Annotated in this window: 21 protein-coding genes; 5 read left to right on the top strand and 16 right to left on the bottom strand. The window is 66.5% G+C overall.

Translation table 11 applies throughout. The features are described 5' to 3' along the window. Positions 1–11: 11 nt before the first annotated feature. From JMT67_RS11465 to JMT67_RS11430, 8 genes are all read right to left on the bottom strand, one after another. Complete coding sequence (locus JMT67_RS11465; RefSeq protein WP_201463529.1) at positions 12–686, bottom strand: RNA-binding protein; 675 nt, start codon at positions 684–686, stop codon at positions 12–14. 18 nt (positions 687–704) lie between these two features. Beyond that, a complete protein-coding gene (gene nusA / locus JMT67_RS11460; protein ID WP_182715180.1) occupies positions 705–2,423 on the bottom strand; it encodes a transcription termination factor NusA in 1,719 nt (572 codons plus the stop codon). Further along, positions 2,423–3,022 carry a ribosome maturation factor RimP gene (gene rimP, locus JMT67_RS11455; protein WP_183216276.1) on the bottom strand — a complete coding sequence of 200 codons (600 nt, stop codon included), beginning with the start codon at positions 3,020–3,022 and terminating at the stop codon, positions 2,423–2,425. The genes nusA and rimP overlap by 1 nt, the downstream gene beginning before the upstream one ends. A gap of 128 nt (positions 3,023–3,150) precedes the next feature. Next, positions 3,151–3,654 (bottom strand): DUF1993 domain-containing protein, encoded by a 504-nt coding sequence (locus JMT67_RS11450; RefSeq protein ID WP_201463528.1) that lies wholly within the window; start codon positions 3,652–3,654, stop codon positions 3,151–3,153. A gap of 75 nt (positions 3,655–3,729) precedes the next feature. Continuing rightward, positions 3,730–5,679, bottom strand: coding sequence for a methyl-accepting chemotaxis protein (locus tag JMT67_RS11445; protein WP_201463527.1), 1,950 nt, complete (start codon positions 5,677–5,679; stop codon positions 3,730–3,732). A 109-nt stretch (positions 5,680–5,788) separates the two neighbouring features. Beyond that, positions 5,789–6,505, bottom strand: a complete 717-nt coding sequence (trmB, locus tag JMT67_RS11440) for a tRNA (guanosine(46)-N7)-methyltransferase TrmB (RefSeq protein WP_054764480.1) — start codon at positions 6,503–6,505, stop codon at positions 5,789–5,791. 47 nt (positions 6,506–6,552) lie between these two features. Then, positions 6,553–7,125 (bottom strand): cob(I)yrinic acid a,c-diamide adenosyltransferase, encoded by a 573-nt coding sequence (locus JMT67_RS11435; RefSeq protein WP_054764479.1) that lies wholly within the window; start codon positions 7,123–7,125, stop codon positions 6,553–6,555. A 13-nt stretch (positions 7,126–7,138) separates the two neighbouring features. Continuing rightward, positions 7,139–7,339 (bottom strand): twin transmembrane helix small protein, encoded by a 201-nt coding sequence (locus JMT67_RS11430; RefSeq protein ID WP_054764478.1) that lies wholly within the window; start codon positions 7,337–7,339, stop codon positions 7,139–7,141. A 99-nt stretch (positions 7,340–7,438) separates the two neighbouring features. Between JMT67_RS11430 and JMT67_RS11425 the strand changes: the two genes are divergently transcribed. Next, on the top strand, positions 7,439–8,590 hold the full coding sequence (locus JMT67_RS11425; RefSeq protein WP_191554832.1) for a hypothetical protein: 1,152 nt from the start codon (positions 7,439–7,441) through the stop codon (positions 8,588–8,590). Positions 8,591–8,609: 19 nt separating this feature from the next. On the opposite strand, the gene polA is transcribed toward JMT67_RS11425, so the two are convergent. The 4 genes from polA to JMT67_RS11405 all read right to left on the bottom strand — a co-directional run bounded on the left by polA (position 8,610) and on the right by JMT67_RS11405 (position 12,949). Beyond that, positions 8,610–11,525, bottom strand: coding sequence for a DNA polymerase I (gene polA / locus JMT67_RS11420; protein ID WP_201463526.1), 2,916 nt, complete (start codon positions 11,523–11,525; stop codon positions 8,610–8,612). 38 nt (positions 11,526–11,563) lie between these two features. After that, positions 11,564–12,199 carry a DUF6655 family protein gene (locus JMT67_RS11415; RefSeq protein ID WP_054764475.1) on the bottom strand — a complete coding sequence of 212 codons (636 nt, stop codon included), beginning with the start codon at positions 12,197–12,199 and terminating at the stop codon, positions 11,564–11,566. Next, positions 12,199–12,639: a VOC family protein gene (locus JMT67_RS11410; protein ID WP_054764474.1), complete on the bottom strand. Its 441-nt coding sequence runs from the start codon at positions 12,637–12,639 to the stop codon at positions 12,199–12,201. Before JMT67_RS11410 ends, JMT67_RS11415 begins: the two co-directional genes overlap by 1 nt. A 70-nt stretch (positions 12,640–12,709) precedes the next feature. Then, positions 12,710–12,949, bottom strand: a complete 240-nt coding sequence (locus tag JMT67_RS11405) for a zinc-finger domain-containing protein (RefSeq protein WP_054764473.1) — start codon at positions 12,947–12,949, stop codon at positions 12,710–12,712. A 106-nt stretch (positions 12,950–13,055) separates the two neighbouring features. Between JMT67_RS11405 and JMT67_RS11400 the strand changes: the two genes are divergently transcribed. Further along, entirely contained in the window at positions 13,056–14,030 is a 975-nt protein-coding gene (locus JMT67_RS11400; protein WP_201463525.1) for an ABC transporter ATP-binding protein, read from the top strand. 65 nt (positions 14,031–14,095) lie between these two features. On the opposite strand, the gene JMT67_RS11395 is transcribed toward JMT67_RS11400, so the two are convergent. Further along, a complete protein-coding gene (locus tag JMT67_RS11395; protein WP_054764471.1) occupies positions 14,096–15,277 on the bottom strand; it encodes an ROK family protein in 1,182 nt (393 codons plus the stop codon). 40 nt (positions 15,278–15,317) lie between these two features. Next, a complete protein-coding gene (locus tag JMT67_RS11390) occupies positions 15,318–16,196 on the bottom strand; it encodes a DUF6528 family protein (protein ID WP_201463524.1) in 879 nt (292 codons plus the stop codon). Positions 16,197–16,268: 72 nt separating this feature from the next. On the opposite strand from JMT67_RS11390, the gene JMT67_RS11385 reads away from it, so the two are divergent. Next, the gene (locus JMT67_RS11385; RefSeq protein WP_201463523.1) at positions 16,269–18,938 is read left to right on the top strand and encodes a TonB-dependent receptor; all 2,670 of its coding nucleotides are present in this window, start codon (positions 16,269–16,271) and stop codon (positions 18,936–18,938) included. Here the strand turns inward: JMT67_RS11385 and JMT67_RS11380 are convergent. Next, the gene (locus JMT67_RS11380) at positions 18,935–19,810 is read right to left on the bottom strand and encodes an alpha/beta fold hydrolase (protein WP_191555122.1); all 876 of its coding nucleotides are present in this window, start codon (positions 19,808–19,810) and stop codon (positions 18,935–18,937) included. The genes JMT67_RS11385 and JMT67_RS11380 overlap by 4 nt on opposite strands. Before the next feature lie 69 nt (positions 19,811–19,879). Then, positions 19,880–20,389 carry a D-glycero-alpha-D-manno-heptose-1,7-bisphosphate 7-phosphatase gene (locus tag JMT67_RS11375; protein ID WP_201463522.1) on the bottom strand — a complete coding sequence of 170 codons (510 nt, stop codon included), beginning with the start codon at positions 20,387–20,389 and terminating at the stop codon, positions 19,880–19,882. Positions 20,390–20,700: 311 nt separating this feature from the next. On the opposite strand from JMT67_RS11375, the gene JMT67_RS11370 reads away from it, so the two are divergent. Both JMT67_RS11370 and JMT67_RS11365 read left to right on the top strand, forming a co-directional pair. Beyond that, positions 20,701–21,864 carry a DegT/DnrJ/EryC1/StrS family aminotransferase gene (locus tag JMT67_RS11370; RefSeq protein ID WP_201463521.1) on the top strand — a complete coding sequence of 388 codons (1,164 nt, stop codon included), beginning with the start codon at positions 20,701–20,703 and terminating at the stop codon, positions 21,862–21,864. A gap of 3 nt (positions 21,865–21,867) precedes the next feature. Beyond that, a complete protein-coding gene (locus tag JMT67_RS11365; protein ID WP_054764465.1) occupies positions 21,868–22,800 on the top strand; it encodes a Gfo/Idh/MocA family protein in 933 nt (310 codons plus the stop codon). Positions 22,801–22,822 lie beyond the last annotated feature (22 nt).

Genomic DNA, 22,822 nt, shown 5'->3' with positions numbered 1-22,822 from the left:
CGCCAAAATCCTCAGCTCGCCCCACCGTGATCAAAATCAGTCGGGGGTGCGCCCGCCGGTCCGTCCTCGACACCGGAAATCTCCCAGTGAGGGGGGCGAAGCGGCCGAAATCCAGCCAGTCGTTCGACCTCTAGGGTCCACCGATCGGCGCGTCCGCCCGCAAGCAGGACGGCGTGTATCGCATTTTCCAGCCCAAGGGCCAAACTCAAATCGTCCGCCGTAAAGGCGCCGCAGACCTTGGCGGTCTGATGGCGGGCCAATGCGAGGATTTTGCCACGGCCGTCGATGGCCCCGTCAGAGGCCTCGATCACCCAGGCGGCCTTGCCGGACCGCAGGGCCGCAGCGGACTTTTCGAAGCCTGAGATAAGCACGCCTTCGCGCCGGGCAAGACCCAGCTGGTCCAAACAACGCCGGACCAGCAGCCGCTCGACCAGATCCGCCAGATCGGCCGGCGCGGTCAGCTTCGTCTTTGCGGCGCGCGTGAAGCCGTTCTTCTTGACCGCCGCCTCGACCGAGGCGCGACTGGCTTCGACCCACAGGCCGCGACCGGGCAGTTTGCGCCCCAGGTCGGGAACCACCTGACCCTCGGGCCCGGCGACGAAACGGATCAGACGAGATTCGTCCATGACCTGGTGGCTGACCAGGTCCCGGCGTTCCCTATCGATCGTCGCGTCGCGCAAGCTCATGAAGGGCCAGGTCTCCCATCACGTGTTCGACGGTTCGGCGTCGTCGGACGCCTGGCCTTCGCCACCGGCCTCGCCGAACACCTGGTCGGGATCGTACTCGCCCTCGGCGTAGTCGCCCTCGTCCTCATACTCCGGCTCGGGCTGCGGCAGTTCCGAGGCGTCGATCCAGCCGGCGGCCACACGGGCCTGCAGGATCAGCAGCTCGGCCTCTTCCTGGGCCAGGTTGAAGCTTTCCAGAACGCCCGGGACCTTGACCCGTTCGCCGTTCTTCACCTCGTAGCCGCCGCGAATTTCGTCGGTCGCCAGATCGGCCAGGTCCTCGACGGTCTTGACCCCGCCTTCGCCCAAGGCGACCGCCATGGCCAGGGTCACGCCCGGCACGTCCAGAACCGCGTCCTCGACGCCCAGTTCGACGCGCTTGGCGTCCAGCTCGGCGGCCTTGCGGTCCAGATATTCGCGGGCGCGGGTCTGCAGCTCTTCGGCGGTCTCCTCGTCGAAGCCCTCGATCTCGGAGACCTCATAGGGGTCGACATAGGCCAGGTCTTCCACCGTGGCGAAGCCTTCGGTGACCAGCAGCTGGGCGATGACCTCGTCCACGTCCAGGGCTTCCTGGAACAGGGCGGTGCGCTCGCCGAACTCGCGCTGGCGGCGCTCGGAGTCCTGGCTCTCGGTGATGATGTCGATCTGCCAGCCGGTCAGCTGGCTGGCCAGACGCACGTTCTGGCCGCGGCGGCCGATGGCCAGCGACAGCTGCTCGTCAGGCACGACCACTTCCACCCGCCCGGCTTCCTCGTCCAGCACCACCTTGGACACCTCGGCCGGGGCCAGGGCGTTGACGATGAAGGTGGGCTCGTCCGGGTTCCACTGGATGATGTCAATCTTTTCGCCCTGCAGTTCGGCGACGACCGCCTGAACCCGCGAGCCGCGCATGCCGACGCAGGCGCCCACGGGATCGATGGAGCTGTCGTTCGACAGGACGGCCATCTTGGCGCGCGAGCCGGCGTCGCGGGCGGCGGCGCGGATCTCGATCACCCCGTCATAGACTTCCGGCACTTCCTGGGCGAACAGCTTGGCCATGAAGCCGGGGTGGGCGCGGCTCAGCATGACCTGCGGCCCCTTGGCCTCGGGCCGGACGTCGTAGATGTAGGTGCGGATCCGGTCGCCGATGTTGAACACTTCGCGCGGGATGGACTGGTCGCGGCGCATCACGCCCTCGCCCCGGCCCAGGTCGACGATGGTGTTGCCGTATTCGACGCGCTTGACCGTGCCGTTGACGATCTCGCCGACGCGATCCTTGAACTCTTCATACTGGTTGGCGCGCTCGGCCTCGCGGACCTTGCCGGTCACCACCTGGCGGGCCATCTGGGTCTGAACGCGGCCGAACTCGAACGGCGGCAGCTGTTCGACATATTCCTTGCCGACCTCGGCCTCGGGGTCGCGCTTCAGGGCGTCACGCAGACGCACCATGGCGCTGTCGTTGAACTCCTCCAGCTCGTCTTCCGGCTGCCAGTCGTCCTCGACGATGGTGACGTGACGGGTCAGGGACAGTTCGCCGGTCTTGTGGTCGATCTTGGCGCGGATGTCGTGATGGGCGCCGTAACGCGACTTGGCGCCCTTCTGGATCGCCTCCTCGATCGCCTCGATGACGATCTCGCGGTCGATGTTCTTCTCTCTAGCCACGGCCTCGGCGATCTGCAGCAGTTCGAGGCGGTTGGCGGAAATACCGGTGACGGCCATCAGGCTTTGTCCTCAGAAGGGGTCGTGGTGTCGGTGTCAGCGTCGTCGGCTTCCCCTTCGGGCAGGCCGTCGTCTTCAGGTTCGCCGCGAGCGGCGCGGATGGCGGCGCCCCGTTTCATCAGGGCGTCGGTCAGGACCAGCTTGGCGTCGGCCAGCCAGTCGAAGGGGATCAGGGCGGTGTCCTCCTCGCCCTCCAGGTCGATCAGGACATTGCCGTCCTCGAACCCGGCCAGCACGCCCTTGAAGCGTTTGCGGCCCTCGATCATCCGGTCCGTCTCCAGCCGCGCCTCCTCGCCCTCGAACAGGTCGAAGTCGATGGGACGGGTCAGGGGCCGGTCGATGCCGGGCGAGGACACCTCCAGCAGATATTCGCCGGAGATCGGGTCGGCGGCGTCGAACACCTCCGACACGGCCCGGCTCAGCTTGGCGCATTGCTCCACCGAGATGTCGTGGTCGGACGGGCGCTCGGCCATGATCTGCAGGCGCTGGCGCTTGGAGCCGCTCATCAGACGAACGCGCACGACGTCAAGGCCGAGCGACTCCGCGATCGGGTCGATCAGCTCCAGCAGTTGGCGGTCCTGGGCGGTCTTTGCGCGCAAGCGGCGAATATCCAAAACAAAAGCGGCGGTCCGTCCGGGCCGCCGCTTTGAACGACGCCGTTGGACGCCGGTCTAACGATGTGGAGCGCCATATAGGCCTTTCACATTCGCTTGTCAGCCCTCTTCGTTCAAACCAGCGCCAGCCGCCCCAGATAATCCATCTTGCCCAGCGGCACGCCCTCCTTGCGCAGGACGGCGTAGGCGGTCGTGACGTGGAAATGGAAGTTGGGCAGGACGAAACTGGTCAGATAGCCCAGGCCGTCGAAGTTCAGTTCCCGGCTCGGCGTCTTCAGGCTGATCGACCGGGTCTCGGCGCCGGCGAAGGCGGCCGGGTCCACGCCCTCGATGAAGGCCAGGGTGCGGGCGATCCGGTCCTTCAGTTCGGCGAAGGTCGTCTCCGTATCGGCCATGGACGGATTGTCCACGCCGGCCAGCCGCGCCACGGCGCCCTTGGCCGTGTCCGAGGCCAGCTGCACCTGGGCGGCCAGGGGGCGCATGTCGTCGTGCAGCCGGGCCTGGATCAGGATTGTCTCGTCGAAGCCCTCCGCCAGGGCCTTGTCCAGGAAACCGGACAGATTGGTGAGGCCGCGCGCCAGAACGGGCGTGGCGAAGTCGTAGATCGAGAGGGTCATTCAAGGGCTCCGGTGAAGACGGCCTAAGCTGGTCGGTTCATCGCCGCCGCGCCAGACCGTCCTCGACGAAGCCGCCTAGAATTCCTCCCAGCCGTCTTCGGCGGGAGCGGCCTGTTGGGCGGGCGCGGCGCCGCCGCGGCCCAGGGTCTTTAGGGCCTGGACCATGCGGTGGGCGGGCTTGGCCGGATTGAGGGCCGGCGCGGTGGCGCGGGTCGGGGCGGGGGCGGCGGCGACCTGGGCCGCTGAGCCGACCTTGAACCGGGCCACCGAGGCCTGGAGCGACTGGGCCTCCTGGGCCAGAGAGTGGCTGGCGGCGGTCGACTGTTCGACCATGGCGGCGTTCTGCTGGGTGACCTGGTCCATCTGGTTGACGGCCGTATTGACCTCGGCCAGGCCGATGGCCTGTTCCTGGGCCGAGGCCGCGATTTCCGACACCAGTCCGTCGATCTCGGCCACCCGATCGACGATCCGCTGCAGGGCCTCGCCGGTCTGGCCGACCAGTTTCACCCCCGAACCGACCTGGGTGCTGGAGGTCGAGATCAGGGTCTTGATCTCCTTGGCGGCTTCCGCCGACCGCTGGGCCAGGGCGCGGACCTCGGAGGCCACCACCGCAAAGCCGCGACCGGCCTCGCCCGCACGGGCCGCCTCGACCCCGGCGTTCAGGGCCAGGAGGTTGGTCTGGAAGGCGATTTCGTCGATGACGCCGATGATCTGGCTGATCTGGTCCGACGAGCCCTCTATGGCCTGCATGGCCTGGACGGCGTCGCGAACGATGACGCCCGAGGTCTCGGCGTCGCCCTTGGCGGCCTGGACCACGTCCGAGGCCTGGCGCGCGCCCGACGCCGTCTTGTTCACCGTGGCGGTGATCTCGTCCAGAGCCGCCGCCGTCTCCTCCAGCCCCGCAGCCTGTTGTTCGGTGCGCCGCGACAGGTCGTCGGCGGCCTGGCTGATCTCGCCGGCGCCGGAGCGGATGCCGGCGATATTGCCCACCACCACCGACAGGGCCTGCTGGAGCTGAGCGATGGCGGCGTTGAAGTCCGTCTTCAGCTGCGCCGCCTTGGGCGCGAATTCGGTCTCGATCCGATAGGTCAGGTCGCCGTCCGCCATGGCCGCCAGACCCCGGCCCAAGGCCTCGATCGTCACCCGGTCGGCCTCGGCCTCCGCTGCCTTCTCGGCCTCGCGGGCGGCCCGCTCCTGCTCGCTCATCGAGCGCTGCGAAAGCGCCTCCGCCGCCAGACGCGCCTTCTCAATGGCCGCGTCGCGGAAGGTCGCGAGCGCCAAGGCCATCTTGCCGATCTCGTCGCCGCGCGCGACGCCCGGAATCTCGGAGGCCGTATCCCCCTCCGCCAGGCCGCGCATCCGCCGCTCGAGCGCCACCACGGGCCCCGACACCGACCGGCCGATGAACCAGCCCGCCGCCCCGACCACCAGCAAAACCAGCAGGGCCATGGAGCCCAAGGCCAGGGCCGACTTGCCCACGGCCGCCGCGATCTGGTCGGTATAGACGCCTGAACCGATCACCCAGCCCCAGGGCGCAAAGCCCTTCACATAGGAGATCTTCGGCGAGGCCTCGTCCTGGTTCGGCTTGGCCCACTGATACTCGACGAAGCCCTCGCCGTCCTTCTGCACCACGGCGACGAATTCCTTGAACATCAGCACGCCGTCAGCGTCCTTGTTCTCGCTCAGATCCTTGCCGTTCAGCGCCGGCTTCATCGGGTGCATCACCATGGTGGGATGCATGTCGTTGATCCAGAAATAGTCGTCCTGGCCGTACCGCATGGCCCCGACCGCCGCCTTGGCCGCCGTCTGGGCCTGATCCCGGCTCATCCGTCCGGCCGCCTCCTCACCCTGGTAATAGGCGACCACGCTGTGGGCGATCTCGACGGACTTTTTAGTGCGGTCGGCGATGTCGTCACGCATGACCGCATCCAGCCGGAAAAGGGCCAAGGCCGTCACCACCAGAAGGCCGACCACCGTCACAAGCGCCAGCAGATTAATCCGCCCGCCGATCGTCAAAGCCTTCATGGTTGTTTCCCTAAGCATCGGACCATGCCTAAAGAACGAGGTTAAACGGGGGCCTATGAGGGGGCTAGGTAGATACCCTTATGCGACAATCAGCCCCGCACAAGTTCCCTCAGGCCGCCTTCTGATATTCCAGGAAGATCGGCGCGGTGTCGCCCAGTCGCTTTTCCTCATAGCGGGTGATCACATGGTCCGACGGGGCGACATGCCAGTCGGCCTCGGCCGCTCCGATCCGTTTCAGCCCCGGCGCCCTCTCCAATCGCTCCAGCGTCCATTCCGCATAGTCGCGCCAATCGGTGACGAACCGCAGCGTCCCGCCGGGCTTCAGAATGCGGGCGAAGGCCTGGGCCGTCTCGTCCTGCAACAGGCGGCGCTTGTTGTGCCGGGCCTTGTGCCAGGGATCGGGAAACAGGATCAGCACCCGATCGACCGAGGCGTCGGGAAGGACCTCGACCAGGTCGCGCGCGTCGTCGGCGTGGATGCGGACGTTCTCCAGCCCGCCTTCCTCGACGTGGCGCAGGGCCGAGGCGACCCCGTTCAGAAAGGGTTCGCAGCCGATCACCAGAACGTCCGGCCGCCGCGCCGCCTGGGCCGCCATATGTTCGCCCCCGCCGAATCCGATCTCCAGCCAGACCTCGGCGGCGTTGGGCATCAGAGTCTGCGGGTTCACCGGTCCCGCCTTCGGGTCCGGCACGGCGATCCGTGGGAGCAGCGTCTCCATCAGGGCGGCCTGACGCGGCTTGATCGGGCGAGCCTTGATGCGGCCGAACGACCGCAGCGGCCGCTCCAGATGCGGATTGTCGTCCTCGGGGGGCAGGTCGGTCTTCATCCGCCTGCCGTTAGCCGTCCGGAACCCCGGCGTCCATAAGCGACGCCTCAGCGCGTGGCGCCCGGCTTCCACTTGACGTCATTGGCGCCGTTGGCGTTGGCGCGGCGCCCGGCGACGAACAGATGGTCCGACAGCCGGTTCAGATAGCGCAGGGCCGCGCCGTTGACCGCCTGCCCCGCCTCAACCAGACGCACGGCGTCCCGCTCGGCGCGACGGCACACGGTGCGCGCCACATGCAGATGGGCCGACAAGGGCGAACCGCCGGGCAGGATGAAACTGTCCAGCGGTTTCAGGCTCTCGTTCATCCAGTCGATCTCCTGTTCCAGCCGCTCGACCTGGCTGTCCAGAATTCGCAGCGCCTCCCAGGCCGGGGGCGGGTCCAGCGGCGTGGCCAGATCGGCCCCCAGGTCGAACAGTTCGTTCTGAATCCGCCCCAGCATGGCGTCGATCCGGTCGTTCTGGCCGCTGCTGAGCCGGGCCACCCCCAGGACGGCGTTCAGTTCATCCACCGCCCCATAGGCCTGGACCCGCAGATCGGTCTTAGACACCGGCGCGCCCGAGGCCAGCCGCGTCAGGCCCTCGTCCCCAGTCTTGGTGTAGATCTTGTTCAGCGTCACCATGGACGACCTCCGGTCAAGACGCCGTCGCCTTCCACAGCATGCCGATCACCAGAAGCAGGACCGCCAGGGCCTGCAACCCGACCCGCCAGCGCATCAGCCGGTTGGAATGGCTGCGGGCGTAGGCGCCCCCGCGAAACAGCGAATACAGCCCCAGGCCGAGCGTCACCGTCACGGCGGCGATGGCGAGGAGGATCAGAATGTCCAACATCTGCATGACGTCCTTTTAGGCGCGTCGCGCTTCCGGCGCCAGCACGGCGCGATTTGGCCGCCCAGCTAAGCCATTGGTGACGATTTGTGGTGCAAGGTGCCGCTCATGACTGATCGCGCCGTCCGAAATCTCGACCATTTGAGGGGCTCGGCCTCCACCGCCCGCGTGCTGAACCTGCTGAAGGTGTGGGAAGAGAACGGCGACAGCCGGGCAGACGGCGCCCTGCGCAATCCCGACTGGGCCGCACGCCCGATCTTCCGCACCCCGGTGCTGAACCGATCCCTGATCATCAAACACCGGCTCCGACGCAACGAGACGGACCTGTTCACCGGCCGTCGCCATGTGGCGACCAAGGTGATCATTCCGATCGACGACGAGGATCTGAAGACCGGCGGCCGCTATGTCTTCGTCAATCAGATCGGCTTCGAACGGATGATGATGGAATCGTTCGGCGTCCCCGCGACCCACGCGGACATCGTCACCCTGCGCCAGATCGACCGCCTGCCGTCGCTCGACCCCTTTTTGCTTCGCGAACAGCTGCGCCGGTGCGGCCTGGAGCCGGCGCCCTGCTATTTCTCGATCAGCGAGAGCGATCTTCAGCGGATGACCACCTTCGTCCGGGGCGAGATCGAACCCCTGGTCAGCCTCAGCCTGGGCGCAGGCAACAGCGAAGCCGCCGATTCAGCGGCGCGGATGACGGCCAAGATCCTGTCCAACACCCCTGGCGACCAGCTGGAGGCCCTGCGCGAGACCCTGCGTCTGGCCCCGGAACAGTATCAGGAAGGGGTCTTCTGCTGGAAAGGCTTCCTCTACTACAAATGGACCCTGTCGACCCTGCTGGGCGAGGTGGCGGCCGTCGCCGAGGCGGTGCGCACCATCAAGCCGGTCGGTAAGGTCGATCGACAGGCCCGCGAATATCTGGACCGCAGCCGCGCCGTCCTGCGGGGCCGCATCATTCGCACCTGCGACGAGGTCAGCCGCACCCTCAGCGTCTATGACGACGCCTACGCCCGGCTGACGCGCGAGGGCAAACCCATCGCCTTCCGCGACTTCCTGCTGGACGCCCCGTCGATGTTCGCCCGCCTGGGCGACCAGCTGGGCGCGGTCCAGCACATCGTCAGCTATTGGCGTTTCCGCTTCGGCGCCGGCGCCCATCCGGCGGGGGTGGCCGAGCTTATGGACATCTTCATGGACTTTGAAACCGGCCTTCTGGGGCGCGGCGAAAGCCCCGACGACATCATCGTCCTGGCGGCCTGAACGCCGCCGCGCCGGCGTCTCAGTGCGCCTCGTCCCAGTTGGGGGCGGCGCGGGCGTCGACGACCAGGGGCACGGTCAGGGCGACGGCGGGGTCCGAAGCGGTTTCCATGACCCGCTTGATGACGGGAATGGCGCGCTCAGCCTCCGCTTCTGGAGCCTCGAACACCAGTTCGTCATGGACCTGCAGCAGCATGCGGGTCTTCAGTCCCGCCTCGGCCAGGGCCGCGGGCATGCGGATCATGGCGCGGCGGATGATGTCGGCGGCCGCGCCCTGGATGGGGGCGTTGATGGCGGCGCGCTCGCCGAACTGGCGTTCGGCGCCCGATTTCGAGTGAATGGCGGGGATATGGATCCGACGCCCGAAGACGGTGGAGACGAAGCCGGCCTGGCGGACCTCGGCCTTGGTCCTGTCCATATAGGTCCGGATGCCGGGGAAGCGGTCGAAATAGGTCTTGATATAGGCGCCGGCCTCGCCCTGATCGATGCCCAGCTGGGCGGCCAGACCAAAGGCCGAGATGCCGTAGACGATGCCGAAATTGATGGCCTTGGCGCGGCGGCGGGTCTCGGACGGCATGCCCTCGACGGGGACGCCGAACATTTCGCTGGCGGTGGCGGCGTGGATGTCCAGCCCGGCCTTGAAGGCGCGTTTCAGCTCGGGGATGTCGCCGATATGGGCCAGAAGGCGCAGTTCGATCTGGCTGTAGTCTGCGCTGATCAGAAGATGGCCGGGGGCGGCGATGAAGGCCTGACGGATTTCGCGGCCTGTCTCGGTGCGTATGGGGATGTTCTGGAGGTTGGGATCGCTGGAGGCCAGACGGCCGGTCGAGGCGGCGGCCAGCTGATAGGAGGTGTGGACGCGGTCGGTCCGGGGGTCGGCGGCGGCGATCAGGGCGTCGGTATAGGTGCCTTTCAGCTTGGACAGCTGTCGCCAGTCCAGAAGGACACGCGGCAGGGCGTGGGTCTGGGCCAGGTCCTCCAGAACGCTGGCGTCGGTGCCCCACTGGCCGGAGGCGGTCTTCTTCCCGCCCGGCAGATTCAGCTCGCCGAACAGGATGTCGCCGATCTGGCGGGGAGAGCCGATGTTGAAGGGACGGCCCGCAATCTCATGGGCCTGGGTCTCCAACTCGGCCATGCGCAAGCCGAATTCGCTCGACAAACGCTTGAGGCGGTCGGGATCGATGCGGACGCCGGCGGTCTCCATCTCGGCCAGGACGGCGGGCATGGGCCGTTCAAGGGTCTCATAGACGGTGGACAGGCCCTCGCGCGCCAGCCGGGGCTTTAGAATGCGCCACAGACGCAGGGTGACGTCCGCATCCTCGGCGGCGTAGGTGGTGGCCGACTTCAGAGCGACGTGCTTGAAGGATTTCTGGCTCTTGCCGGTCCCCGCCACGCTCTTGAAGGGTATCGGCTCGTGGCCGAGGTGGAGCCGCGCCAGCTCGTCCATCCCGTGACCGTGCAATCCGCCTTCCAGCACATAGGAGAGCAGCAGGGTGTCGTCATAAGGCGCGACCCGGATTCCGCGCCGCGCCATGACCGCCAGATCATATTTGGCGTTCTGCAGCACCTTCAGGACCGACGGGTCTTCCAGCAGCGACTTCAGCTTCGTCAGGGCCGTCGCCTTGTCCAGTTGCTGAATAGGCTCGCGCGGCTCGCCCGCTTCCCCGAACAGCCCGCCCTCGCCCGCCTGGGGCTCATGCTCATGGGTCAGGGGGATGTAGCAGGCCTGGTTCGGCCCGACCGCCAGGGATACGCCGCACAGGCCCGCATGGGTCGCTGACAGGGCGTCGGTCTCGGTGTCGAAGCCGACCACACCCGCCTCAGTCGCCCGCGCGATCCAGCGGTCCAAAGCCTCTTCGGTCTGGACGCATTCATAAGCGTCGAGATCGAAGGACTGCGCCTCGACCGGCCCGTCCGCCGTCTGGCCATAGCGGGGCGCCGCCACCGGGGCGTTCAGATTGGGCGTGCGTTTGGGCGCGAAGGCGGAGGTTTCGCTGGGCCCCGCCTTGCCGTCTCCGACCCGACGCTGCAGCGACCGGAACTCCATCTTGTCCAGAAAGGCCGACAGGGTCTCAGGATCGGGATCGCGCACGGCGAAATCCTCGATCGGCTCCGGCGCCGGCGCATCGCAGGTCAGGCGGACCAGTTCGCGCGACAGGCGGATCTGGTCGGCGAAATTGATCAGGGTCTCGCGGCGTTTAGGCTGTTTGATCTCCCCAGCCCGCGCCAGCAGGGTGTCCAGGTCGCCGTATTCGTCCAGCAACTGCGCCGCCGTCTTCGGGCCGATGCCGGGCGCGCCCGGCACATTGTCGACGCTGTCGCCGATCAGGGCCTGAAGATCGACCATCTTTCCCGGCCCGACGCCGAACTTTTCGAACACCTCGGGCTCGGCCAGACGCCGATCCTTCATCGGATCCCACATGACGACGCCGCCGCCGATCAGCTGCATCAGATCCTTATCGGAGCTGACGATCACCGCCTCGCCTCCGGCGTCGCGGGCCTTGCAGGCATAGGTGGCGATCAGATCGTCGGCCTCATAGCCGGGCAGCTCGACGCAATGGACGCCGAAGGCCGCCGTCGCCTCGCGCACCAGAGGAAACTGCGGCACCAGATCCTCGGGCGCCGGCGGGCGGTGGGCCTTGTACTGGTCGTACAGGTCGTTGCGGAAGGTCTTTTCCGAATGGTCGAAGATGGCGACCAGATGGGTGGGGCCGTCGGCGCCCTTCATGTCCTTCAGCAGCTTCCACAACATGTTGCAGTAGCCCTGGACCGCCCCCACGGGCAGGCCGTCCGACTTTCGCGTCAGGGGCGGAAGGGCGTGATAGGCGCGGAAGATATAGGCCGAGGCGTCAATCATCCACAGCCGCAGGGCGGGTCCGTCCTGGGTGAGCGGGCGGTCCTGGGAGGGGGCGGCGTCGGAAGCGGAAGCGTCGGTCATGGCCGGAACATAGGCGGCCCGAGCCGCCGCGTCAGCCGTCAGAATTCCGTCCAGCTCGATCCCGGATCGCGCTGACCCGGCTGCGCCTGTTGCTGGCCCCAGGTCACGATCATGAACAGCTTGTGGCTGCGAATCCGGTACTGTCCGATCATCGGCAGAACCGCGCCCAAGGGCGCTCCGGTCTTGGCCTCATAGAGAAAGCCGGAGAATTCGGCCACGCCCGCCCGGTCGCGATTGCTGTAAACCGACAGCTCCGGCAGCGAGACGACGTTGAAGTTCTCGTTGATCGGAATCCGCATTTCGGGAATGCCGAAGACGCGGCGCATCTGCTCCAGCGCCAGGGCGCCGGTGCGGATTTCGAACACGGCGTCGGCGTCCTCCCGGGTGCGGGTCAGCCGATAACCGGCGTCCGACAGGGCCCCGCGGATTGCGCTGATGGCGTAGCGGGAGTTTTCGGTCTGGAAATAGGTCTCATCGACAAACACGGTCGCGCCGGTCGGAAGCGGCAGGGACAGGCCCTCCACCGCCTTGTCTGCGGCCCGGGCCAGCAGCAGGTTTTCGGTCGCCGTGCGGCCGATGTTGGATTCCGTGGTTGAGGCGCAGGCCGAGGCCAGAAGGGCTGTCATCGAAAGGGCGGCGACGAGGCGCGCCGACGTCGCGCGAAATCCGCCCATCACCAGCTCCCCGTATTGGGCATGGACGCCCAGGGCTCGGCCGGCGTCAGGGGCGGACCGTCCTGAAGCAGTTCGATCGAAATACCGTCCGGTGAGCGGACGAAGGCCATATTGCCGTCGCGCGGCGGTCGGTTGATCACCACGCCCCCGTCCATCAGCCGCTGACAGGCGGCATAGATGTCATCGACCTTATAGGCCAGATGTCCGAAATTGCGGCCGCCCTGATAGGTTTCCGGGTCCCAATTATAGGTCAGTTCCAGCTCAGGCGACCGTTCCGCCGCCGACTGCTCCAGATTTTTGGGCGCCGCCAGAAAGACCAGGGTGAAACGTCCTGCTTCATTCTCGGTGCGACGCACCTCCTGAAGTCCCAGCAGATCGCAGTAGAAATGCAGAGAGGCGTCGAGGTCGCGAACGCGGACCATGGTGTGCAGATAGCGCAACTCTGTCTCTTTTCAGTTCAAAGGCGGGGTCGAGCGTCTCTTACAGCGGCTGAGCGGCCAAACCGCAGCCTCAGTGCGCCTCGGCCGCACGGGCCGCGGGGCTCAGATATTCGCTTTCGTCATGCGGCTGGGCCGACAGGACGAAGCGACGGTCGCAATAGCCGCATTCGACGAAATCATCCTCGCCCATGTCCATATAGACCAGCGGATGGCCCAGGGCGCCGCCGCCGCCGTCGCAGGCGACACGCTTTGTCGAGACCACGATCTCTTCGGGGGGCGGAATGATCGCATCGGGGTGACGGGGCGGCATTATTCGGCTCGTATCTTGGCGAGGAGGCGTCGGACGCATACCTATGCGGCCCATTCGGCGGCGTCAAACCGCCGCGCCCCTTCCTGTCCGATCAAAGCCCGACCGAATGACCGACGCCACCACCCTGCCCGACAACGCCATTGAGGTGCGGGGGCTCAAAAAGACCTACGCCGGCTCCAAGAAGGCCTCCCCCAAGACCGCCCTGCACGGCGTGGACCTGGCGGTGAAACGCGGGTCCGTCTTCGGACTCCTGGGTCCGAACGGCGCCGGCAAATCGACCCTGATCAACATCCTGGCGGGGGTGGTCAAGAAGTCCGAAGGGACCGTGACCATCTGGGGCCGCGACATCGACAAGGAGCCGCGTGACGCCGCCGCCGCCTTGGGCGTGGTGCCTCAGGAGATCGTCGCCGACGTCTTCTTCACCCCGCGCGAGTCGCTGGAGGTTCAGGCGGGCTTCTACGGCGTGCCCAAGAACGAACACCGTTCCGACGAGCTCCTGGCGGCCCTGGGCCTGTCGGACAAGGCCAACGCCTATGTCCGCGCCCTGTCCGGCGGCATGAAGCGTCGCCTGATGGTGGCCAAGGCCCTGGTCCATAATCCGCCTATTCTGATCCTGGACGAACCGACGGCGGGGGTGGACGTCGAACTGCGCCGTCAGCTCTGGGCCTATGTGCGCCAGATCAACGCCGAGGGCGTGACCATCGTCCTGACCACCCACTATCTGGAGGAGGCCCAGGAGCTGTGCGACACGATCGCCATCGTCAATCGGGGCCGGGTGGTGGCCTGTGAGCCCACGCCCCAGCTGCTGCGCCGGCTGGACAGCCGCAATGTGGTGGTCACGCCCGAGACGCCGCAGGAGACCCCCCCGGTCCTGAACGGCTTCCAGGTCGCGCCGCGCGCGGGCGGAGCCTTCGCCGTAACCTATAAGAAGGGGCAGTCGTCGGTGGAGCAGGTGATCAATGCGGTCCGCGCCGCAGGCGTCACCATCGCCGACATCACCACCGAGGATCCCGACCTGGAGGACGTCTTCCTGGCCCTGACCTATGGGGACGCCAGTCAGGTCGATCCGACCAGGGACTAGAAGGGGGCGAAGACAATCAGACGACGGCGCCGAACGGCCCGCTCATGAAGGGGGCCGGTTAGAGGTCAAGAACCGGCGGATTCGTGCGACGCGAGCGAGAAAAAGGCGGCTCGCAAAGGGAGTGCGGCGGCCCCCGCCGCCGAGGCGTCGCCAAGGATCGGCGACGCCTCGACCTTCGGGACAGGGCGGCAATGCCCGCGACGTTGCGGGTTGGTGAAGCGCAGCCGTTCGATCAGGCGAAGAGCCAGGGCGTGAGGCAGCCGCCCGCCCAGGACGATCCCGCCGGGATCCAGCACGCCCGATATGGCGGAAAGCACCAGGTTTAGCGGCTGTTCCGCCGCGTCCAGCCACTGGTCGATGATCGGATGATCGGCGGGGAAGTCGGCCAGAAGGTCGCCGAGCGACGCCCACCGGTCGCCGTCGCCAGCCTGCATCATCCGGAGCAGGGCGGTCAGATTGGGTTGGAACCAGTCAACGGGTATGACAGAGGCGAACTCGCCTGCATTGCCGTTGTCGCCGCGCAGGGGTTCGCCTCGCACGACGACGCCACCGCCGAATCCTGCCGAGAAGTACAGATAGGCGAAATTGTCCAACCGGCGCCCGACGCCGAACATGGCCTCGCCGATGGCCGCCGCCGTGCCGTCGTTCTCGATCCACACCGGGCCGTCGAAGGCCTTGGAGAGAATCCCGTCCAAAGGTTGAAGGGCCCAGGCGTCCAGCGCAGGCGGCGGGTTGAGGCGGGCCCCGTCGCCGATGAAATATCCCGTCACGGCGGCGCCGACGCCGATCCTTTGAGAGGCGGACACGCCCGCCTGGGTTTCCAGATCTCTGACGAGCTTCTGCATCTCGGCGATGGCGGCCGTCAGGGACACGTCGCGGATCGGGATCTGGCGACGGGCCAGGATCGAGCCGCTCAGATCCATGACGGCTGCGGCGACGGCGTCGGTCATGACGGAGACGCCGACCGCGTGAAGCGCCTTTGAATTGAGGCTCACGGGAAGACCCGGCTTCCCACGACCCGCCACGACGGGCGCGCCTTCGATCAGTAGGTCGCGCTGCAAAAGAGATTCGACCAACCGAGCGATCGACTGTTCCGTAAGCTCAGTGGCGCGCGCCAGTTGCGCGCGCGTCATCGGCCCGTCCCGGCGCAGCAGGGACAGCAGCCGACGTTCGTTGGCCGTCGCCGTGCGTACGCCGTCCTCACGCAGGAAACGCGGCGCGATTGATCCGTAACCGACTCCCACCATAGAGGGATGCATAGCGGAAACGGCCAGCCAAGCACCTACCTTATGGTCGGGGCGGCGCAGGAATCCACCGCACCTTGTACAAATGCATGTCGTTGGTCGAGACACGGACGACGCGGCCGTCTTGCATGACCGAGAAGCCGAACGCCCACCAACGTTCCTCAGCCTTGACCCAGGCCAGACGACCCTCGGCGTCGATGTCGACGGATTTGACCTGCAGAGCGGAATTCAGCGGCTCCAGAGCCTTGAAGGCGTTGGCTTCGGGATCGAAGCGCCAGGCTCCGTCGTGGGTCGTGACCAGATAATCCGATCCGTCGGCTGCCCTGGACAGATCATGTCCGTCGCGGGCGCCGGGCAGCGTCCACCGCGCCGTCTCCTGAAGTCGCGGCTCGTCACCCTCCCAATCCACCAGGGCGAAGGCCTGGATGGTGTCGTGCGATAGGGCGAAGAGACGTTGACGCTCTGCGTCCCAAACCGCCCCATGACCCGACGGCAATGGCAGGCTGAGAACCGGCTTTTCGCCGTCCGTGAGATCGTAAACGTTCAGTCGATCACCCCTGTCGTGAATCGAGAGCGCCACGGCGATGCGATCGCCGGGCAGGACGGCGGCCGAATGCGCCATGGGCGCTTCAGCGCGAAAAAGCACGTCTCCAGACGCACCGTCCAGCAGTACCACGCCCCCCGTTGAGGCTGTGATCAGCACACGACCATCGGCGACGGGCTTGCACTCATCGATCTTTTCCAGGAGCCCCGCGCGAAACCCCTGCGGCAGGTTTTCGGCCTCCGAGGCGTCCCAGCGCCAGGTCTCGCGCGGTCCTTCGGCGGCGAGTTCATAGCGCCGGACCTGATCATCTCCACAGGCCAGAAGGGCGGGCGAAGCGGAGAGCGCCGATGCGAGGGTGAAGAGGGCGGAGAGGATCATGGAGGCTCCTGAAAGTGACCCGGAACCTATAACGACGGATCATGTCATAAATATCTCACTATGAGTGAGTAAATGGAGCGCATCCCGATCACGGAGGCCCACATGTCGGTTCGCCACTCTTCGCTTCGTCAACTCTGGTTGGCGTCCACCGTTCTCTTCGCAACGCCGACGGTGGCCCAGACGGTCCCGACCGCTCCCGCCGCCCAGTTGGATGAGATCGTCGTCACCGGGGTTCGACTACAGGCGCAGAACGAAATCTCGACGAAACGCACGGCCGCGATCATCTCGGATTCGATCAGTTCGGACGAAATCGGCAGCTTGCCGGACTTTGGTCTGGGCGAGGCGCTCGAACGGGTTCCAGGGGTCTCGACGGTTCAGAACAATGACCGCGGCGAAGCGCAGTTCTTGTCCATTCGCGGCTTGAACGCCGATTACAATCTGGTCCAGGTCGATGGGGTCGCCCTTCCGGCCAACGAACTCGGGCGCCGCAACGTTTCGCTCGACGTCATCCCCTCGTCGCTGGCGCGGCGGGTCGATGTCTCCAAGTCCGTGACCCCGAACATGAACGGAAACGCCATCGGCGGCGCGGCCGACCTCGTGACCCGCAGCGCCTTTGACGGACGCGGCGATCTGTTCATCGCTGGACGGTTCGATATTGGCGTTTGGGACAACGAACGGCATTTCAGAGACGGCGGACCGTCCGGTCAAGGCGAGGTCGTGGTCTCCAACACCTTCGGTCCCAACAACCGATTTGGCTTCGTCGTGTCGGCGAGCCGCTATATCCGCGATTCTTCGTCACTGAACTCGGCCGTCGACAACTATAGTTTCTTTGATCCGGTCACCCATGCGCGACTGGCTGTGACGGCGCCGGGTCTGGATACGGCGGACGTCGCGCCTCAGCGTCGTCGTTGGCTGGCCTACGACAACGTGCGTAAGCGAGAGGGCGTGTTCGGCAAGTTCGAATACCGTCACGGCGGCCTGGAGGCGCGCCTCACGGCGGCGGACTTCACCCATACCAACGATGAGGACCGCCAGAGCAACATCCTGATCGCGAACGGCAATCCGGTATCGGCCAGCATTTCCGCCACGGGGGGAAGCGTGACTTCCGCCAACGCCCAAGTCGATCTGGTCCAATATGACCAGGCGCGCGGCATCCGATATGTCGATTTCCGGGTGCGCTGGGCGCCCGGCGCGCGTCAGTTCGTCGACTTCGGCTTGAACGACGCCGTGGCCACCTACCGCCAGGACGCGCATCTGGCGACTTATCGCATCGCCAATACGACGAACCTCGCCTTCACCTATGAGATCGAGCGGGGCGCGTTTCCTTATTTCGACGTGGCCAACCCGGCCTTCGCCTTCGATCCCGCCAACTACCGGCAGTTTGAATACGGCACCACGCTGGACGACGCCCGCGAACAGGCCAAAACCGCGCATCTCGACTGGGGGTTCAACGTCGATCGAAGCGACCGCGGCCTGGGTCTGCAGACAGGGGCCTATGCGCGTCGCCTTGAGCGCAGCTACGATAGGGGCGTTGACAACTACCGGCCGCTGAGCTCCAGCGACTATCGCCTGTCCGCAGTAGGCCGGTTGTCCGACTACTCGCCCTTCAATGCGCGGGGGACACGAATTCTGATCGTTGATCCAGGCCTGGCCCGGGCGTTCTTCGAAGCCAACCGAGCGGGTTTCGCGGCGACCCCGACGAATGCGGCCGGCAGCATCTCCGCCGACTATGACATCGACGAGGATATTGACGCGGGCTACGCCATGGCGCGGTTCGGCGCCGATCGCCTCACCGTCTCAGGCGGCCTGCGCTACGAGCACACGAAACTCCGGTCCGGTTCCGCCGCCCTGACCGCCGGCGCCTACCTTTATGGCGTTCAGGAGACAGACTATGACGACTGGCTTCCGTCATTCCAGGCCAACTATGATCTGACCGAAAACCTGAAAGTCCGCGCCGCCTGGAGCCGGACCATTGGGCGGGCCAACTATGACGACCTCGCTGCGCGCGAAGTGCGGACGGTCAACACCGAGGGCGACTACACCATTCAGGGCGGCAATCCCTTTCTCAAACCGCGCCGGTCGAATAACGCGGATCTGAGCCTGGAATATTACGCGGGCCGTGACACCATGGCCTCGGTCGGCGTTTTCGAGAAGGATGTTTCGGACGAGATCATCGTCCTGCGGTCCACGGCAGACGAAATCATCGACGGCTCGCTGGAATCCGTCACTCGCGTACGTCCCGTCAACGCTGGCGACTTCAAGGTCCAGGGGATCGAGTTCAACCTGGTGGTTTCGCGCATGGACTTCCTGCCGACCCCGTTCCAAGGGTTAGGGGTGTCCGCCAATCTGACGTTGTTGGACGGGACGCCGCCCAGTGTCGCCATGAGCGACTTCACGCAACGTCGCCTGCCGGGGCTGTTTGAAAGCGCCGACCGGGTCGGCAACCTCAAGGTCTTCTACATCTCAGGCCCCTTCACGGTGCAGGGCGCCTGGAATCATGTCGGCGACATGCTCTATTCGGTGTCCAGCAGCGACCCGCTGCAGGACCGGATCGTTGAAGCCAATGACAGGTTCGACGCCCAGGCCCGGTATCGCCTGAGCCGGAACCTCACGCTCGTCGCCCAGGCCAAGAACCTGACCAACGAACGCCGCCGCAGAATGTTCGGCCCCGACTTCGGCCTCTTGCGCGAGGAGCTCGACAACGGCCGCGCCTTCTATGCCGGCGCATTGTTCAGATACTAGTTCAGCTCAGCCAGAAATTCGAAAATGGCCGCCTTGGCCTCCGGCTCGTCCAGCATGGGGGCGTGGCCGATCTGGGGAACCTCGACATAGGCCATGTCTGGCGCCGCCTTACGCATGCGCGCGGCGATGTCGGCGCTGAGCAGGTCCGAGACGCCGCCGCGCACCAGCAGGGTCGGCCGGTTGCGGGCCAGCCGCCGGAACATGGGCCACAGATTGGGAACCAGGGCCTTGGCGCCCGCCGCCCGGATGGGCACGGAGATGTCGGGATCATAGTCCAGGCCGATCTCGCCGTCCGGCCCCTGGCGGAAGATGCGTCGCGCGAAGGCGTCCCAGTCCGCATCCGAATAGTGGGGGAAGGCGACGGCGTTGATCCGCTTCGCATAGGCCGCCGCGTCCGCCCAGCTGTCGATCTCGACCGGCTGACCGCTGTAGGCGGCGATGCGCGCCAGACCCTCGGGCGCCACTTCCGGGCCGATGTCGTTCAATATGGCGGCGACCACCGCCTTGGGCCGCAGGGCGGTCAGGGCCATGGTGATCAACCCGCCCATGGAGGTGCCCATGAAGACCGCCCGGCCCACGGCCGCCTGGTCCATCAGCGCCAGCACGTCGGCCGCATAGACGTCCGGTCGATAGGTCATCGGATCGGGCGCGCGGTCCGACAGTCCGCGTCCGCGCACATCGACCGCCAGGACCCGCCGCCCGCTCTGGGCCAGAAGCGGGGCTATCGCTTCGAAGTCGGCGCTGTTTCGCGTCAGCCCGTGGATGGCGATGACCGGCGGCCGCGCCGGGCCGGGACCGGGCGCATAGTCGCGGGCGAACAGATCCAGGCCGTCCGGCGATTTCCAGCGACGTTCGACATAGGCGGCGGCCATAGTCACGGGCGGTCTCCTTGAACCGAGAAGCCGCCACAGTAATTCACCGCGCGAAGAATTGCGATGGCGTCAGGCGCCGAGCAACTCCTTCACAAAGACGTCCAGGTCGCCGCCCTCGAACAGAAAACCCGAGACCCCGGCGGCGCGGGCCGCCGCCATGTCGGTCTGCTGGTCGCCGATCATGAAGGACCGCGCAGGGTCGATCTGATGGTCCGCGATCGCCCTCAGCAGCATGCCGGGGTTGGGCTTTCGGTCAGGGTGATCCGGATGGCGATAGCGTTCGTCCTGGGCGTCGGCATGGAAGGGACAGGCGTAGACGGCGTGGATCACCGCCCCGTCCTGGGCCAGCCGTCTGGTCAGCAAACCGTTGAACGCATGCATCTGATCTTCGCTGAACAGACCGCGCGCGACGCCCGACTGGTTGGTGACGATCACCGCCAGATAGCCCAGCCGATTCAGCCGGCGCACCGCCGCCGAGGCGCCGGGAATCAGTCTCAGATGCTCAGGCAGATGCGGATAGCCCGAATCCTCGATCAGAACCCCGTCGCGATCCAGAAAAACCGCGGGAACACCAGTCATGCGTCTTGTCTCGAACGTAGCCGTATCGACGCCGCAAGGCGCGGCGCGAAGGGACGGTTAGAAAAGGAACCTGGCTTAGGATGAGGACAAGCCGGCGCCAAGAGCGGTCGAACACCGCCCTAGAGCATGATCGTTTCAGGCGGAGCCGCGAGGCGGTTCCTCCTCAACGGATCAGGCTCTAACGTTGCAAAGGGCAACGCGAAGTGACGCAGCCCCGTTTGGCCCCTGGGACTGATCTTGCTAGGAGGGCGGCCATCCTCGCGGCCGATCCGTCGGTCCGCCGCCCCCGAATCACCGTGGAGAGCGCCCGCATGATCCCCTTCATTGACCTCCAGGCCCAGCGCCTGCGCCTCTCCGGCAAGATCGAGGCCGCCGTCCAGGAGGCCGTCGTCGGCGGCGCCTGGGTCATGGGGCCCCAGGTCCGTCAGTTCGAGGCCGACCTGGCCGCCTTCGGCCAGGCCAAGCATGCGCTCGGCTGCGCCAACGGCACCGACGCCCTGATCCTGCCGCTGATCGCCTGGGGCATCCGCACCGGCGACGCTGTCTTCTGCCCCAGCTTCACCTTCACCGCCACGGCCGAGGTCGTGCCCTGGCTGGGCGCCTCGCCGGTCTTCGTCGACGTCGACGCCCGCACCTACAATATGGACCCGGCCAAGCTCGAGGCCGCCATCGAGGCGGTCGAGGCGGAGGGGCGCCTGACGCCCAAGGTGGTCATCGCCGTCGATCTGTTCGGCCAGCCGGCCGACTATCCCGCCATCCGGGCCATCTGCGACCGCCACGGTCTGAAGCTGATTTCGGACTCGGCCCAAGGCTTCGGCTGCACCCTGAACGGCGCTCATCCCCTGAACTGGGCCGACGTCACCACGACCAGCTTCTTCCCGGCCAAGCCGCTGGGTTGTTACGGCGACGGCGGAGCCGTGCTGACCAACGACGACGACCTGGCCCAGGAGATGGACTCCCTACGCGTCCACGGGAAGGTCGTGGCCAAGGACCTGGAGGCCGGGGCGGCCGCCTTCGCCCATGACCCTAAATATCTGGCCATGCGCATCGGCATGAACAGCCGGCTGGACACCATCCAGGCCGCCGTCCTGATCGAGAAGCTGAAGGTGTTCGGTCAGGAGATCGAATGGCGCAACCGGATCGCCGCCCGCTACAATGAACGTCTGGCCCCCCATGTCTGGGCCGTGCCCCATGTCATCGACGGCGGCGTGTCCGTCTGGGCCCAGTACACGATCGAGCATGCGGACCGCGACGGCCTGGCCGCCCATCTGAAGGAACAGGGCGTGCCCACCGCCGTCTACTATCCGGTGCCCATGCACCTGCAGCCGGCCTACCAGCGGTTCCCCCAGGGCGCCGGCGGCCTGCCGGTCACCGAGCGGCTGAAGGATGCAGTCCTCAGCCTGCCCATGCACTCGGACCTGGATGAGGCGACCCAGGACCGGATCATCGCCGCCGTCGCCGGCTACAAGGGCTGAACCATGCCGAACACCCCCGTCCTCAAGTTCGGCGTCGCCGGCGTCGGCGTCATGGGCCGCAACCATGCGCGTGTCGCGGCCGAGATGCGCGAGTTCGACCTGACCACGGTCTTCGATCCCGATGCGGTCGTCGCCGAGGGCGTTGCGGCCGCCTATGAGGCGACCCCGGTCACGACGGCCCAGGCCTTCGTCGACGCCGGCCTGGACGCCGCCGTCGTGGCCACCCCCAACCGCTTCCACGCCGAGGTCGGCGTGGCCCTGCTGGAAAAGGGCGTCCACGTCCTGGTCGAAAAGCCCATCGCCGCCACCGTGGCCGACGCCCAGCGGATGATCGACGCCGCCAAGGCCAATGACCGCGTCCTGATGGTCGGCCAGGTCGAGCGGTTCAATCCGGCCGTCGAGACGGTCAAGCGAGCCGTCGCCGACGACGAGATCATCTCCATCCAGATCACCCGCGTCGGCCCCTTCCCGCCCCGCATGGGCGAGGTCGGGGTGGTCATCGACCTGGCGGTTCACGACATCGACATCATCCGCCACCTGACCGGGTCCGAGATCGTCGAGGTCCAGCCTCAGCTGGCCCGCACCCGCGCCGAGCGCGAGGACACGGCCCTGCTGCAGTTCCGGCTGGACAACGGCGTCATCGCCCACATCACCACCAACTGGGTCACCCCCTACAAGACCCGCACCCTGCAAGTGGCCACCAAGACCAAGTTCATCGTCGCCGACCTGATCACCCGCCAGGTGACCGAATATTTCGGCCAGCAGCCCGACGGCTCCTATTCGACGAAAATGCTGAACAGCTGGCCCGCCGAACCGCTGAAGAAGGAGCTTGAGGCCTTCGCCCGCGCCATCCATACCGGCGAGACCCCGGCGGTGACCGGCGAGGACGGCCTGCGCAATCTGGAGGTCGCCCTGCGCTGCCTGGGTGAACACTGATCGGGGCGAGGCCTAAAGTCGC

The sequence above is a fragment of the Brevundimonas aurantiaca genome, from assembly GCF_904830995.1.
GTDB lineage: Bacteria > Pseudomonadota > Alphaproteobacteria > Caulobacterales > Caulobacteraceae > Brevundimonas > Brevundimonas aurantiaca.
Note: the sequence above shows the minus strand (reverse complement) of the source record. Positions and strands in the feature narration are given on the sequence as shown.